Annotated in this window: 10 protein-coding genes; 5 read left to right on the forward strand and 5 right to left on the reverse strand. The window is 66.8% G+C overall.

Translation table 11 applies throughout. The features are described 5' to 3' along the window. Positions 1–8: 8 nt before the first annotated feature. Positions 9–1,289, reverse strand: coding sequence for a Xaa-Pro dipeptidase (locus FHS96_RS12005; protein WP_429591309.1), 1,281 nt, complete (start codon positions 1,287–1,289; stop codon positions 9–11). 79 nt (positions 1,290–1,368) lie between these two features. On the opposite strand from FHS96_RS12005, the gene FHS96_RS12010 reads away from it, so the two are divergent. Beyond that, positions 1,369–2,745, forward strand: coding sequence for a M20/M25/M40 family metallo-hydrolase (locus tag FHS96_RS12010; RefSeq protein WP_429591312.1), 1,377 nt, complete (start codon positions 1,369–1,371; stop codon positions 2,743–2,745). Between the two features lie 6 nt (positions 2,746–2,751). On the opposite strand, the gene FHS96_RS12015 is transcribed toward FHS96_RS12010, so the two are convergent. Further along, the gene (locus FHS96_RS12015) at positions 2,752–3,360 is read right to left on the reverse strand and encodes a TetR family transcriptional regulator C-terminal domain-containing protein (protein WP_429591315.1); all 609 of its coding nucleotides are present in this window, start codon (positions 3,358–3,360) and stop codon (positions 2,752–2,754) included. A gap of 49 nt (positions 3,361–3,409) precedes the next feature. Between FHS96_RS12015 and FHS96_RS12020 the strand changes: the two genes are divergently transcribed. Together FHS96_RS12020 and FHS96_RS12025 are read left to right on the forward strand one after the other, a co-directional pair. Then, a complete protein-coding gene (locus tag FHS96_RS12020; RefSeq protein WP_429591318.1) occupies positions 3,410–4,573 on the forward strand; it encodes an aromatic ring-hydroxylating oxygenase subunit alpha in 1,164 nt (387 codons plus the stop codon). Then, positions 4,573–6,177, forward strand: a complete 1,605-nt coding sequence (locus tag FHS96_RS12025; RefSeq protein WP_429591320.1) for a phytoene desaturase family protein — start codon at positions 4,573–4,575, stop codon at positions 6,175–6,177. Before FHS96_RS12020 ends, FHS96_RS12025 begins: the two co-directional genes overlap by 1 nt. Here FHS96_RS12025 and FHS96_RS12030 read toward each other — a convergent pair. From FHS96_RS12030 to FHS96_RS12040, 3 genes are all read right to left on the reverse strand, one after another. Then, entirely contained in the window at positions 6,148–7,467 is a 1,320-nt protein-coding gene (locus FHS96_RS12030; RefSeq protein ID WP_429591323.1) for an amino acid permease, read from the reverse strand. The genes FHS96_RS12025 and FHS96_RS12030 overlap by 30 nt on opposite strands. Before the next feature lie 227 nt (positions 7,468–7,694). Beyond that, positions 7,695–10,097 (reverse strand): TonB-dependent receptor, encoded by a 2,403-nt coding sequence (locus FHS96_RS12035; RefSeq protein ID WP_429591326.1) that lies wholly within the window; start codon positions 10,095–10,097, stop codon positions 7,695–7,697. Positions 10,098–10,237: 140 nt separating this feature from the next. Then, on the reverse strand, positions 10,238–12,148 hold the full coding sequence (locus FHS96_RS12040; RefSeq protein ID WP_429591329.1) for a tetratricopeptide repeat-containing sulfotransferase family protein: 1,911 nt from the start codon (positions 12,146–12,148) through the stop codon (positions 10,238–10,240). A gap of 188 nt (positions 12,149–12,336) precedes the next feature. On the opposite strand from FHS96_RS12040, the gene FHS96_RS12045 reads away from it, so the two are divergent. Together FHS96_RS12045 and FHS96_RS12050 are read left to right on the forward strand one after the other, a co-directional pair. Beyond that, positions 12,337–13,779, forward strand: a complete 1,443-nt coding sequence (locus FHS96_RS12045; protein WP_429591332.1) for an amino acid permease — start codon at positions 12,337–12,339, stop codon at positions 13,777–13,779. A 76-nt stretch (positions 13,780–13,855) separates the two neighbouring features. Beyond that, positions 13,856–14,725, forward strand: a complete 870-nt coding sequence (locus FHS96_RS12050; protein ID WP_429591335.1) for an S-methyl-5'-thioadenosine phosphorylase — start codon at positions 13,856–13,858, stop codon at positions 14,723–14,725. Position 14,726: the final 1 nt, after the last annotated feature.

Raw genomic sequence — 14,726 nt, forward strand, 5'->3', positions numbered from 1 at the left:
GGCGGTGGTCAGCGGATGAGCTTGCCGCCCTTCATCACCGGCCCGACCTGCTCCAGCAGGCGGATGTCGGCGATGGGGTCGCCCGCCACCGCGACGAGGTCGGCGAAGTGGCCGGGGCTGGCCGCGCCGACATCCTTTTCCCAGCGCAGCAGCTTCGCCGCCTCCACCGTCGCCGCCTGGATCGCCTGCATCGGCGTCATCCCGTTGCGGACCATATAGGCGAATTGCCGGCCGTTGAGGCCGTGCGGATAGACCCCGGCATCGGTGCCGAAGGCGATGTGGACGCCGGCCTTCACCGCCTTGCGGAACCCCACACGCTGCAGGTCCGTCGTCTCGCGATTCTTGCGCAGATAGCCCTCGGGCCAGCCCTCCTTGCGGCCGACCTCCTCGATATAGTCGCCATTATAGACGTCCATCACCAGCCAGACGCCCTTCGCCTTGGCGAGCGCGATGCCCTCGTCATCGATCAGCGAGGCATGTTCGATCGAGCGGACGCCGGCGCGGATCGCGGCCTTGATGCCCTCCGCGCCATGCGCGTGGGCGGTGGCATAGCCGCCGCGATTGGCGGCTTCGGCGACCACCGCGCGCATCTCCTCCTCGCTCAGTTCCAGTTCGCCGGGCTCGGTGCCCTCGGCGAGCACCGCGCCTGTCGCGATCATCTTGATGCTGTCGACGCCGTGCTGGAATAGATAGGCGGTCCTGAGCTTCGCCTCCTTCGCGTCGGTGATTACGCCGACGCGCATGTCGGCGGGCACCTGCACGTCGGGCGCGAAGCCGGTGACCTCGCCGCCGCCGCCGGGCACGGTGATATAGGCGCCGACCACGTTCATCCGCGGCCCCTCGACCCGCCCGGCATTGATCGCGTCGCGCAGCGCGACGTCGGTGAACGCCCGGAAACAGCCGACATCATGGACGCTGGTGAAGCCCGCGCGCAGCGTCTTGCGGGCATTTTCGGCGCCGACCAGCGCGATCTCCTGCGCGCTGTGGAGCAGCGGCTCAGCGACATTGCTGGTCTGGCCCCAGTCGGCGAGGTGGGTGTGCATGTCGATCAGGCCGGGCAGCACGGTCATGCCGGACCAGTCGATGACGGTCGCGCCCGCGGGCGGCGGCGCCCAGGGCTCGACCGCGGCGATGCGATCATCCTCGATGCGGATGCGGCGGTCGGTGAGCACCTGCCCCTTCTCGACATCGACCAGTCGGCCGGCGCGGACGTAGACCGTCTCCGCCACTGCGGGCGTCGCCAGCATCGCGGCCACCCCCGCCAGCACCCCGAAAACCCCTTTTTTCATCGCTCTTTCCCCCCGCGTTGACGCGCCGCGGCGCCGTTCTACTGTAATCGGGAAACGCCTTCGACAGGAACGCTCGCCGATGATCCGCATGCTGCTCGCCCTGACCGCGCTCGTCTCCCCCGCGATGGCCATGGCGAAGGCCGGCCCGGCTGATGTCGCGCAGGCGAAGGAGGTGCTGATGAAGGGCATCGGCTTCCCGACCGTCGAAGGCCGGGGGCAGACCGTCGCCTATGCGCAATATATTGCATCGGTACTCAAGCGAGCCGGTTATGCCGACAGCGACGTGATCGTGACGCCGGTGGAGGGTACCGCGACGCTGGAGGCGACGCTCAAGGGCAGCACGCCGGGCGCCAAGCCGATCGTGCTGCTGGCGCATATGGACGTGGTCGAGGCCAAGCCCGCGGACTGGACGCGCGACCCGTTCGTCGCGGTGGAGGAAGGCGGCTACATCTTCGGTCGCGGTGCCGAGGACAATAAATACGACCTCTCGATGATGGTGGTCGCGATGGCGCGGCTGAAGGCGGCGGGGTTCAAACCGAAGCGCGATATCGTGCTGGTGCTGACCGGCGACGAGGAGACCCGGATGGCGACGACGCGCGTGCTCGCGCAGAAGTATCGCAATGCGGAGATCGTGCTCAACGGCGACGGCGGTGGCGGCACGCTGGGCGAGGACGGCAAGACCGCGCTCTATTACGGGCTGCAGGCGGGCGAGAAGACCTATGCCGATTATGCGATCGAACTGACCGATGCCGGCGGCCATTCGAGCACGCCGACCGACGGCAACCCGATCTACCGGATGGCGCGCATCCTCGACCGGATCGACGCCTACGACTTTCCCGACCAGGCGAACGAGCTGACCCGCGCCTCGCTGAAGGCGCGCAGCGGCCGGATCGGCGGCGCGGTGGGGGACGCGATGCGGCGCTATGCCGAGAACCCGACCGACAAGGCCGCGGCGGCGGTGATCGCGGCGCGCCCCGAATTCGTCGGCCAGATCCGCACCACCTGCGTCGCGACCGAGATCAATGGCGGCCATGCCCGCAACGCGCTGCCGCAGCGCGCCACCGCCAACGTCAACTGCCGGATCTTCCCCGGCGTGCCGGTGGAAGAGGTGCGGGCGAAGCTCGCCGAACTGGCGGGCGAGGAGGCAAGCGTGAAAACGATCGACGATCCGGTGGCGAGCGACGCCTCGCCGCTGCGTGCGGACGTTGTCGGCGCGGTGACCGCCGCCGTGCGCGCGCGCCATCCGGGGCTGGACATCATCCCCAGCATGTCCGGCGGGGCCACCGACAGCTTCTATTTCCGCGTGCTCGGCGTGCCCAGCTATGGCGTGGCCAGCCTGTTCATGCGCGATGCGGACGGCTTCGCGCATGGGCTCAACGAGCGGGCGCCGGTGGCGGGGATCGGCGGGGCGCTGGACCAGTGGGACAGCGTGCTGCGGACGCTGGGGGCAAAGTAGCATTGCTCAGCCCCCCAGCAGCGCATCCACCCACCTGACGGCTAGCGCGCTCGCCTGGTCGGCGGAGAAGCTCGCCGGGTCCAGCGTCAGTTCCAGCCACAGCCCGTCGACCAGCGCGGTCAGGCCGATCGCGGTGCCGTGGCGATCGGCCGCGGGCACGCCGCATTCGGCGAGCAGCGCCTCCAGCGCGTCGCGATAGCCGCCATAGGTTTCGGCGTGGATCGCGGCGATGGCGGGGTCGGTCTTCACCAGGCTCCAGAACGCGATCCAGGTGGCGAGCAGCGCGGGATCGGCGATCGGGGCGCGGAAGCTGGCGGTCGTGTAGGCGATCAGCCGCGCGCGGGGCTCGGGCGGGGCGGCGGCGACCGCGGCCGCCAGTGCCGCGTTCACCGTCGCGGTGACGTGGCGATAGGTGGCTGCGACCAGCGCATCGATGCCGTCGAAATAATGGCGCAACAGCCCGGGCGAAACGCCGGCGCGTGCGCAGATCGTCCGCACCGAGGCGGCGGCAATGCCCTGTTCGGCGAGGCACGCCGCGCACGCCTCGATCAGCGCCAGCCGGCGAGTCTCCGCATCCTCACGGGTGAAGGCAGCGCGGTGGTGCGACAAGCTCATTGCGAACGCGGTCCTCTTGCTATACGATCGTATAACAAGGAGTGCCGCCATGCAAAGCCTTTCCACCGCCACCCGCCCGAACATCGATCCCGACGAGGGCTGGAGCCTGCCGGCGTGGATCTATCGCGACCCGGAATATTTTGCGGTCGAGATGGAAAAAGTGATGCGGCCGAGCTGGCAGGTGGTCTGCCATGTCAGCGACATCGCCGGCGTCGGCGACTGGCACACGCTCGACTTCCTCGGCGAGAGCATCATCGTCATCCGTGGCGACGATCTGGCCGTGCGCGCCTTTACCAATGTCTGCCGCCATCGCGGCTCGCGGCTGGTGGATGGCGCCTCCGGCTGCGCGAAGAAACTGGTCTGCCCCTATCATGCCTGGACCTATGATCTCGACGGCCGGCTGACCGGGGTGCCCAGCCGCCGCGACTATAGCACGCTGGACATGGCGAAGAGCGGGCTGGTGCCGGTGGAACTGGAGACGTGGCAGGGCTTCGTCTTTGTGCGGCTGGAGGGCGGCGGGCCGTCCGTCGCCGAGATGATGGCGCCCTATGAGGCGCGCGTCGCGCCCTACCGCTTCGAAGAGATGCGCGCGATCGGCCGGGTCACGCTGCGGCCGCGCCCGGTGAACTGGAAGAATGTCGCCGACAATTATTCGGATGGGCTGCACATCCCGGTCGCGCATCCCGGCCTCACCCGGCTGTTCGGCAAGGGCTATGGCATCGAGGCGGAAGAGCATGTCGACCGGATGTGGGGGGCGCTGATCGACCGCCCTTCCGCCAACCTCTCCGAGCGGATGTACCAGCGCGTGCTGCCGCGGGTCGACCATCTGCCCGAGGATCATCAGCGGCTGTGGCTCTATTTCAAGCTGTGGCCCAATGTCGCGTTCGACATCTATCCGGACCAGGTGGATTTCATGCAGTTCCTGCCGGTCTCGCCGACCGAAACGCTGATCCGCGAGATCAGCTATGCGCTGCCGGACGATCGGCGCGAGATGAAGGCGGCGCGCTATTTGAACTGGCGGATCAATCGCGAGGTCAATGCCGAGGATACGGCGCTGATCGCGCGGGTGCAGGAGGGGATGATGTCGCGAAGCTTCACGGTCGGGCCGCTCGGCGAGAGCGAGGTGTGCCTGCGCGCATTCTGCCGGAAGGTACGGGACCTGATACCGGAATCGCGGTTGCATGAGGCGCCGCAGGCGGGGTGGAGCAAGTGATGAAATACGACGCGCTCATCATCGGGGCCGGGCATAACGGCCTTGTCTGCGCCTTCTATCTCGCCCGTGCGGGCCTCAAGGTGCGCATCGTCGAGCGGCGCGATGTCGTCGGCGGGGCGGCGGTGACCGAGGAGTTTCATCCCGGCTTTCGCAACTCGGTGGCGAGCTACACCGTCAGCCTGCTGCAGCCCAAGGTCATCGCCGACATGAAGCTGGTCGATCATGGCTATCGCGTGATCGAGCGGCCGATTTCCAACTTCCTGCCACAGCCCGATGGCGGTTATCTCAAGCTCGGCGGCGGGCTGGAGCGGACGCAGGCGGAGTTCAGCCGCTTCAGCACCGCCGATGCCGCAACGCTGCCGGCCTATTATGACGCGCTCGAAAATGTTGCCGAAGTGCTGCGCGATCTCGCGCTGCAGAGCCCGCCCAATGTCGGCGACGGCCTCAAGACGCTGATCGACGGCGCGCGGCAGGGGCGGCGGCTGGCAAAGATGCCGATCGAACAGCAGCGCGACGTGCTCGACCTGTTCGTAAAGTCGGCGCGCAGCTTCCTCGACGGCTGGTTCGAGAGCGAGGCGGTGAAGGCGGCGTTCGGCTTCGACGCGGTGGTCGGCAACTATGCCAGCCCCGATACGCCGGGCAGCGCCTATGTGCTGCTCCATCATGTGTTCGGCGAGGTCAACGGCAAGAAGGGCGCGTGGGGCCACAGCGTCGGCGGGATGGGCGCGATCACCCAGATCATGGCCAGGGTCTGCGAGGAGGCCGGCGTCGAGATCAGTCTGGAGGCGCCGGTAGCGCGCGTCCTGGTGGATGGCGGAAAGGCGGTCGGCGTGAAGCTGGAGGGCGGCGAGGAGATCGCCGCCGACACGGTGATCGCCAATGTCGGGCCGAAACTGCTGTTCGAGCGGATGATCGATCCGGCGGATCTGGGGCCGGAGTTCGTCCGCCGCGCACGCGGCTTCAAGGCGGGATCGGGCACCTTCCGGATGAACGTGGCGCTCTCCGAACTGCCACGCTTCACCTGCCTGCCCGAGCCGGGGGAGCATCACCAGTCCGGCATCATCCTCGCGCCGACGCTCGATTATATGGATCAGGCGTTCATCGACGCGAAGGCGCATGGCTGGTCCAAGGCGCCGATCGTCGAGATGCTGATCCCCTCGACAGTCGACGACAGCCTCGCGCCGCCGGGCGGCCATGTCGCCAGCCTGTTCTGCCAGCAGTTCGCGCCGGTCTTACCGGATGGGCGCGACTGGGATGCCGAGGAGGATGCGGCGGCGGACGCGATCATCGATACGGTCGAGGCGGCGGCACCCGGCTTCCGCGCGTCGATCCTGGGGATGACCAAGCTCAGCCCCAAGGGGCTGGAGCGCAAGTTCGGGCTGGTCGGCGGCGACATCATGCACGGCAACATGTCGCTCGACCAACTCTGGTCGGCGCGGCCGGTGCTGGGCAACGGCGCCTATCGCGGCCCGCTGAAGGGGCTCTACATGTGCGGCGCGGGCACCCATCCGGGCGGCGGCGTGACCGGCGCGCCGGGGCATAATGCCGCACGCGAGGTGCTGGCGGATCGCTCGCTATTCGGCCGGCTGCTGCGCCGCGGCTGAGCGCCGCGCCCACCCGTAGAGTGGCAGCCCGGCGGCCATCAGCAGGAGGCTGAGGCCGCTCACCCAGATGCCGGCACCATAGAGCGTCCAGAGCGCATAGACTCCGCCGAGGGCAGCGATCGGGATGGCGACGCGCAGCTTCAGCGCGGCCGCGGCGCAGGCGAGGTAGAGCCACAGCGTCGCCGAGGTGGAGAGCAGCGCCATATAGGCGAACAGGTCGCTCATCGATCGGCTCGAATTGATCAGCACGAAGATGCTGGCGAGTACGCTCGACACCAACAGCGCGCGCGTCGGCGTGCCATTGGCGCGGGTCTTGCCGAACCACGCCGGCAGCAGGCCGCGCCGCGCCATCGCCAGCGGCTGTTCGCCCTGCAGCAGCACCCAGCCATTGAGCGTGCCCATCGTGCTGATCGCGGCGAACAGCGCAATCAGCAACGCGGGGCCAGCGGCCCAGTAGCGCGCGACGAAGATCTGGAACGGCGCGTCGGAGCCCGCCACCACGTCCGCCGGCAGCATCAGCGCCACGCCCGAGCAGATGACCAGATAGATGATCCCGGTCAGCAAGGTGCCGATCAAGGTCGCGCGCGGGATGTTGCGTTGCGGGTTCTCGACCTTGGCAGCGACCACCGAGGCGCTTTCGAAGCCGAGCAGCGCCCACAAGGTGAAGGCCGCCGAAGCGGTGACTGCGTGGGCCTGGAAGCCTTCGGCCGGGAAGGGCGCCACCGCGGCGCTCCCCCGCGTCGCGAGCAGGACGCCCATGATGACGAGCACCACCGCGAGCGGGACCAGCTTGAGGATGGTGGTGCCGAGCTGGAACAGTCCGGCGGACCGCGCGCCGCCTAGATTGATCAGCGTCACCGCCCAGACCAATGTGATCGCGAGCAGGGCGGGCAGATAGGGTGTGCGGCCGATCTCCGGTGCGAAGGCTGAAAGATAGCTGACCGCCGCAACGGCGAGGGTGACATTGGCGGTCCAGATGCTGACCCAATAGCTCCAGCCGATCAGGAAGGACGGCACCTTGCCGAAGGCGATCTCGACAAAGCCGGTCGGCCCGTCCGCCTCGGGGCGGGCGACGGTGAGTTGCGCCAGCGTGTAGGCGAGGGCGATCGCGCCGGCGATGGTCAGTGCCCAGCCGGCTACGGCGTTCCAGCCATAGGGAGCGAGCGCGGCCGGCAGCAGGAACACGCCCGACCCGATCATGTTGCCCATGACCAGCGCGATGCACAGCGCGAGCGAAAGGCTGCGCTCGCCCTGCGGCGTGGCGGTGGCAGGCGGGGCCGGGCTGGTCATGGCGCACGATCCGGTGGTGGGAAGGGTTCGTCAAGCGGAGGATTCAGGCCCTGCCTCGGGGAGACCGGGGCATTCCGCTACGCGAGAGTTTCGGGAACGTAATACGAAATAGATCGCCGCCGCTTGACCCGAGTTTAGTATTGTGTCCCCAGAACTCACACCCCCCGAAACTCAGTGGGACACACGCCCACCCCGGCGGGCGGCGCCGGGGTAGGCGTGTCTTAGCGTCAGAACTTGGTGCCCAGCTTCAGGCCGATCGTCCGCGGCTGGGTGAGGTAGGTGTAGATCTTGCCGCCGCTGTCGGTGACATTGTCGATGTCGCCGCAGACCGGTTCCAGGCACTGGATTGAGTTGCCGACGCGGCCGCGGGTGTCGAACAGGTTGCGCACGAACAGTTCGATCGACCAGCGCTTGTCGGTCAATCCGGTGCTGAGGTCTACGGTGTCGTAGGAGGGCAGCGCGCCGTAGATCGACTCCTCGAACGGGCGGAGGTCAGACCGGCGACGGCCGTCATAGGTGATGCTGCCCTGGACGTGCGCCTGCACGGTGCTGCCCACCGCAAACTCGTAGCGGCCGACGAGGTTGCCCTTGAACTTCGCGGTCAGCGGCAGGCGGACGCCGGCGGGTGCCTCCACGCTGTTCTCTTCGCCGCCCGGCCCCGGGAGCGAGCAATCCCGCGCCGCGTTGGGGAAGGAGCAGAAGTCGGTCGTCGTCTTAGCATCGGTATAGGATCCCGACGCAGTGATGGTGAGGCCGGGCAACGGATTCACATAGATGTCGAACTCGGCACCGTAGATCCGTGCGTCGGCCGCGTTAGCGATCTCGGTCAGCCCGTTCAGGCCGAGCGCCGAGTTCTGGAAGTTGGTCCAGTCGATATAATAGAGCGCGCCGTTGACGCGCAGCTTCTTGTCGAGCCAGGTCGTCTTGAAGCCCACCTCGTAATTCTCGACGAAGTCGGGTTCGAAAGGCGGGCGTGTGGCGCGGCGATTGGGGCCGCCGGGGCGGAAGCCCCGCGAGATCGTGCCGTAGACCAGCGCGTCGTCGGTGAATTTGTAGGTCAGGTTCAGCTTGTGGAGGAAATCGGTATCCTTCGCGCGCTGATCAATGTTGGTGCAAGGGGTGCCGGCGAGCTCGGCCGGGCGGAAGCATTGCGAGATGCCGGTGCGGCTGCTGTAGCCATCGGAGAAGCCGAAGAAGCCGAACAAGGTGTTGTCGAACTTGTAGATGCGGACGCCCATCGTCGCGGTAAGCTTGTCGGTCACGTCGGCGCTCAGCTCACCGAAGATCGCATAATCACGATCGACGCGAAGCTGCTTCGTCAGCCAGATGTTGCTGTCCGTGCCGGGCACGGTGATCGAATCGGCGATATTGTCGATGATGTAATTCTGTTCGATGTTGTGCGTCTGGCGCTGGTAGAACAGGCCGCCGATGAAGCGCACCCGGCCATCTGCCGGTGATGCGAAACGCAGCTCGTGGCTCTGTTTGGTAAAGCGGTCGCGCGACTGGATATACTGGTTCGGGTTTACCGGATCGCCGTTGTTGTCGTAGAAATAAGCGCCGTATCCGGCGATCTGATCGTAGAAATAGGCATAGTCGGAATAGTCCGAAGCACCGTCGATCTTGCGGCGCAGATAGCCGCCGGCATAGGTGACATCCCAGTTGCCGATCTTGCCTTCGAGGGTCAGCGTCGCCTGCCACCAGCGATCATTGTTGAATTCGGGGTTGAACTGCTGGACCTGCAGGTCGCCGAGGCCGGATTCGACCGCGAAGAAGCCATGGCTCTTCTGCTTCTGCGCCATAACCTGCGGCGTGATCGTCCAGTCTTCGTCAAGATCGATCTTCAACGCCGCGCGGCCGCCATAGGTCTCGACATCGTTATAGTCCTTCTCGACGAAGGCATCATTGTTCATCGTGATGCCGGATGTCGGGAAGAACAGGGTGCCCGGTACATTGTCGATATAGCCGGCATCCTTGTCGTACCAGCCGACGACGCGGAGCGCGATTTTCTCGGAGAGCGGCGCGTTGATGAAGCCTTCGCCGACATAGCCGATGCCGCCCTTGCGGACGGTGTTCACCTCGACATCGGCGGCGCCGTAGAACCCCGAAGTGTCGGGCTTGTTGGTGATGATCCGGATCGTGCCGGCCTGTGAGCTGGCGCCGTAGAGCGTACCCTGGGGCCCGGCGAGCGCCTCGACGCGGGCGATGTCATAGAGGTGAAGGTCGAGCGCCCCGGTCGTCGTGGTGATCGGCTGCTCGTCCAGATAGGTGCCGACCGAGGGCAGCGAGCCCGAATGATTGCCATTATCGCCGCTCGAAAGGCCGCGGAAATAGACGATCGAATAGCCGGGGCCGGCGGTCTGATACGACAAATTGGGCAAGTACCGTGCATAATCGTCGAAATCGGCGATCTGCAGACGTTCGAGCTTCTCGGTGCCGAGCGCGGTGATCGCAATTGGCACGTCCTGCAAATTCTCCTCGCGCTTTGAGGCGGTGACGATGATGTCGTCGCCATCGCCCGTCGCAGGCGCGGATTGCGCCTGCGCCGCGGAGGCGATCGCGGTTGAGGCAAGCAGCAGGCAGTAACCCAGCCGGCGATAGCCGCGCTGGTTGATCGAACTGATCGTCGACATTGTTAACCCCCTAGAATGCCGGTTTGCCGGCGTGCCTTTTTCCCGAGGCGATGGAGGAAGTTTGCGCGTTTGCCGCAACGCGTCAATCGGTGTTTGTTGCCCTTTGGCAACAGCGACGAAACAAAAGTGAAATTACCCGCTCAGCCGTGGGGATAGGTCGCCAATACGGGCCCCAGCGCGTCTTTCAATGGCTGCAGCCACGGGTCGAATTGTCGCCATTGGTCCATGCCCGACCGGAAGATGGGCTGGCGCACCTGTTCCGAACTGGCGGTGCGCACCGCGCGGTCGTTGCGGTGAAAGTCGAGGCAGGCCGGCTCGAACGGCAGGCCCAGATGATCGAGCAGGCGACGGATCTCGCTTTCGGTGTCGTCGATCATCCGTTCATAGAAGATGCGATGGACGCGGCCGGGCAATACCGCATCGATGTGGTCCATCAGCCGGACATAGTCGGCATAATAGCGGCCCATATCGTCGAGCCCGTAGGAGAAGGCCTGGCCGCGCGCGAAATGCTGCTTGAAGTTGGAGAAGCAGCAACCGAGCGGGTGGCGGCGCGCATCGATGATCGTCGCGTTGGGCAGGATCAGGTGGATCAGCCCGACATGCGCCCAATTGTTGGGCATCTTGTCGATGAACAACGGCCGTCCGGTCTTGCGGTGGACGCGGGTGCGCTCGAGAAACTCGGCACCAAGCGCGGCGAGAGCCGGCGCGTCGAGGTCGCCGAGCCGCTCGGGATAGAGGCTGTCCTGGCTGCTGAGCTTGCGTTCGCCCAGCCGCCGCGCGAGCATCGCGATGTCGGGCAGTTCCTGCGTGCCTTCCACCTGGCTATGGCTGGCGAGGATCTGTTCGATCAAGGTCGATCCGGCGCGCGGCATGCCGAGGATGAAGATCGGATCGCGCGCGGGATCGCCCCGCCCGCCATGCGCCGCGAAGAATGCCGGCGTGAACAGCGCGACCGAGCGATCGACATGGCGGCTGGTTTCATCCGGATCATAATCGAGCTGCTCGCGGCGCAGCCGGTTGCCGGCGTCATAATGGCGGAAGGCGGCTTCGGCCGCGTCGCGATCCTCATGCGCCTTGCCCAGCGCGAAATGGAGGTGGAGGCGATCGTCCGCCGCTAGCCCGGCCTGCGTCAGCGCGCCTTCCATCGTCGCGAGGTCGGTCGCGTCGAAGCGCACGGTCTTCATGTTGGCCAGGCTCCACCACGCCTCGCCGAAGCCCGGCGCCAGTGCGATGCTTCGGCGATAGGCGGCGACGCCATCCTCCTGCCGCCCAATCGTCTTGAGCGCGTGGCCGTAGCTCATCCACAATTTGGGCTCGCCCGGGCGCGCCTTGAGCACGGCCTCGAAATGGGCAATCGCCTCGCCATAGTCGCCGATCCGCCCGAGCGCGGCGCCCTTGAGGTTGCGCCACGCGGGGTTGTCGGGATCCTCGTCCAGCAGGATGTCGAGCTGCTCGATCGCCTCCAATGTGCGGTTCTGTCGGTAGAGCACGGTCGCGAGGTTGAAGCGCGCCTGATCGAAGCCCGGGGCGAGTTCGACCGCGCGGACAAGCAATTTCTCGGCATCGCCATAGCGGCCGAGGCGGCCGGCGAGTTCGGCGAGCATGCGGATCGCGGCGACATCGGTGGGGTGGGCCTTGAGGTGCGGCTTCAGGATGCGCTCGACCACCGCCAACTGATTGTCGACCAGCGCGACCGCCGCATGGCGCAGCGCCGGATCGTTGACCGAGGTCTTGATCTGGCGGGCATAGGCCGCGTCCGCCCCCGCGCCGTCGCCCTTGAGCACGAACTGGTCGCCCAGCGCGCGCCAACCCTCGGGATTGTCGGGCTCGGCGCGGGTGGCGCGGAGCAGGGCGGCGATCGCGGCATCGGTGCGGCGCTGCGCGGAATGGGCGCGGGCGAGGAGGCGCAAGGTTTCGCCGTGGGACGGATGCACTGCGAGGATCGCGGCGGCCTGCTGCTCCGCGCGCGACGGATCTGCGCGGACGAGCGCCCGCAGCTGGGCGAGAGCGGTGTCGAGGTTTGCGGTAGGGGCGGGCGCTGCCGTGCTCATCGCGCAGGTGAAACATTGTGCGCGGGCAAGGTCAACCGTGCGGCTATTTCGGGGACATAATACAAAATCAGCTGTTTAGTATTGTGTCCCCGAAACTGCTTGGACTGGTCGTTTGCGGGTGGGCACCAACTTGACGCTGGGGCCGCCGCCGTCCAGCGTTCGCCATTCCACATTTACCGGAAGTTCCCATGACCGCCATGCTCCGCCGCAAGACCATCGTCGCCCCCGAGGACCGGCCGGCGGACCATCAGATGGCGCGGACATTGGGGTGGCCGCATCTTATGGCGCTGGGCGTCGGCGCGATCGTCGGCACCGGCATCCTGACCTTGATCGGCGTCGGTGCGGGCAAGGCGGGGCCGGCGGTGCTGTTGAGCTTCGCGATCGCCGGCGCGATCTGCGCCTGCGCGGCGCTGGCCTATGCCGAGATGGCGACGATGATGCCGGCGGCGGGCAGCGCCTACACCTACAGCTATGCCGTGCTGGGCGAGGTGTTCGCCTGGGTGGTGGGCTGGAGCCTGATCCTCGAATATTCGCTGGTGGTGTCGACCGTGGCGGTCGGCTGGTCGGGCTATGCGGTTGGCTTCCTGCAGGGGCTCGGCCTGGCGCCGCCCGATGCGCTGACCCACGGGCCGGTGTTCACGGGGCATCTCTGGGACGGCAGTTTCCAGCTCGTTTCGATGGGCGTCAACGTGCCCGCCATCATCATCATCGGCATCGTCGCCGGGCTGCTGATGCTGGGGACGCGTGAGAGCGCCTGGCTCAACACCGTGCTGGTCGTCATCAAGATCGCCACGCTGTCGCTGTTCGTATTCGTCGCACTGCCGCATTTCGATACCGCCAACCTCGAGCCCTTCATGCCGTTCGGCTTCGGCAAGACGATGGGCCCCGATGGCGTCGAGCGCGGGGTGATGGCGGCGGCGGCGATCATCTTCTTCGCCTTCTACGGCTTCGATGCGATCTCGACCGCGGCGGAGGAAGCCAAGAAACCCGAGCGCGATCTGGCGATCGGCATCGTCGGATCAATGCTGGCCTGCACCTTGATCTACGTCGTGGTCTCTGCCGCGGCGGTGGGGGCAGTCTATTTCGCCGACTTCTCGTCCAGCCCCGAGCCGCTGGCGTTGATCCTGCGCAGCATCGAGGCGCCGGGCGTGGCGCGGATCGTCGGCGCGGCGGCGGTGATCGCATTGCCCACCGTGCTGCTCGCCTTCCTCTATGGGCAGAGCCGCATCTTCCTGGTGGTCGCGCGCGACGGCTTCCTGCCGCCCGCGCTGGCGAAGATTTCCCGCCGCGGCACGCCCGTGCGGATCACTGCGCTGACCGCGGTGTTCGTCAGTGTCTTCGCGGGGCTGGTGCCGCTGGACCAGATCGCCGCGCTCGCCAATTCGGGCACCTTGTGCGCGTTCATCGCGGTCGCATTGTGCATGCTGATCCTGCGCAAACGCGCGCCCGATGCGCGGCGGCCGTTCCGCACGCCGGCGCACTGGCTGGTCGGGCTGGGGGCGATCGGTGGTTGCCTCTATCTGTTCGTCAGCCTGTCACGGCTCACCCAGATCTCGTTCCTCATCTGGACCGCGCTCGGGCTGATCGTCTATTTCGCCTACGGCATGCGGCGAAGCCTTGCCCGCGGCTGACTTGCGCCTGTCATCCAAGCCCCGCATGGGGCGAGTTTCGCGCCCGGTCGGGCGCTGCGACAAGGAAGGTTGAGCGATGGGCGGCTGGACGCTGGGCGTGATCGGTGGATCGGGGCTCTATGCGATCGACGCGCTGGAGGACCAGCAGTGGATCGAGGTGGAGACGCCGTGGGGCAAGCCCTCCGACGCCTTGCTCAAGGGCCGCATCGGCGATGTGACCCTGATCTTCCTGCCGCGCCATGGCCGCGGCCATCGTCTGTCGCCGAGCGAGATCAACTATCGCGCCAATATCGACGCGCTGAAGCGCGCCGGCTGCACCGACATCCTCTCGGTCTCGGCAGTGGGCTCGCTGCGCGAGCATCTGGCGCCGGGAATGTTCGCGGCGCCCGACCAGCTCATCGACCGCACCTGGCTGCGCCAGCCGAGCTTCTTCGGATCGGGCATGGTCGCGCATGTTTCGATGGCCGATCCGGTTTGCCCGCGCCTGGCGGGGCTCGCGGTGGAGGCGGCGCGCAGTGCCGGCGCGGTGGTGGCCGAAGGCGGCACCCACATCACGATCGAGGGCCCGCAATTCTCGACGCGCGCCGAAAGCCATCTCTACCGGAGCTGGAACTGCGACCTGATCGGCATGACGGCGATGCCCGAGGCCAAGCTCGCGCGCGAGGCGGAACTGCCCTACGCGCTGGTCGGCATGGTCACCGACTATGATTGCTGGCGCGAGGGCGAGGATCATGTCGACGTTGCCTCGGTGATGAAGGTGATGGCGGGCAACGCCAAGGCCGCCCGCGCGATGGTGCGCGAAATCGCGCTGGCGCTGCCGGCGGAGCGAGAGGTGTCGCCGATCGACACGTCGCTGGATTTCGCGCTGATTACCGCGCCCGATGCACGTGATCCGGCGCTGCTCGCCAAGTTGGATGCGGTTGCCGGGCGGGTGCTGAAGAGCTGAT

Origin of the sequence: Sphingomonas zeicaulis (genome assembly GCF_050433225.1) — a bacterium.
Classification (GTDB): Bacteria; Pseudomonadota; Alphaproteobacteria; order Sphingomonadales; family Sphingomonadaceae; genus Sphingomonas_D; species Sphingomonas_D zeicaulis.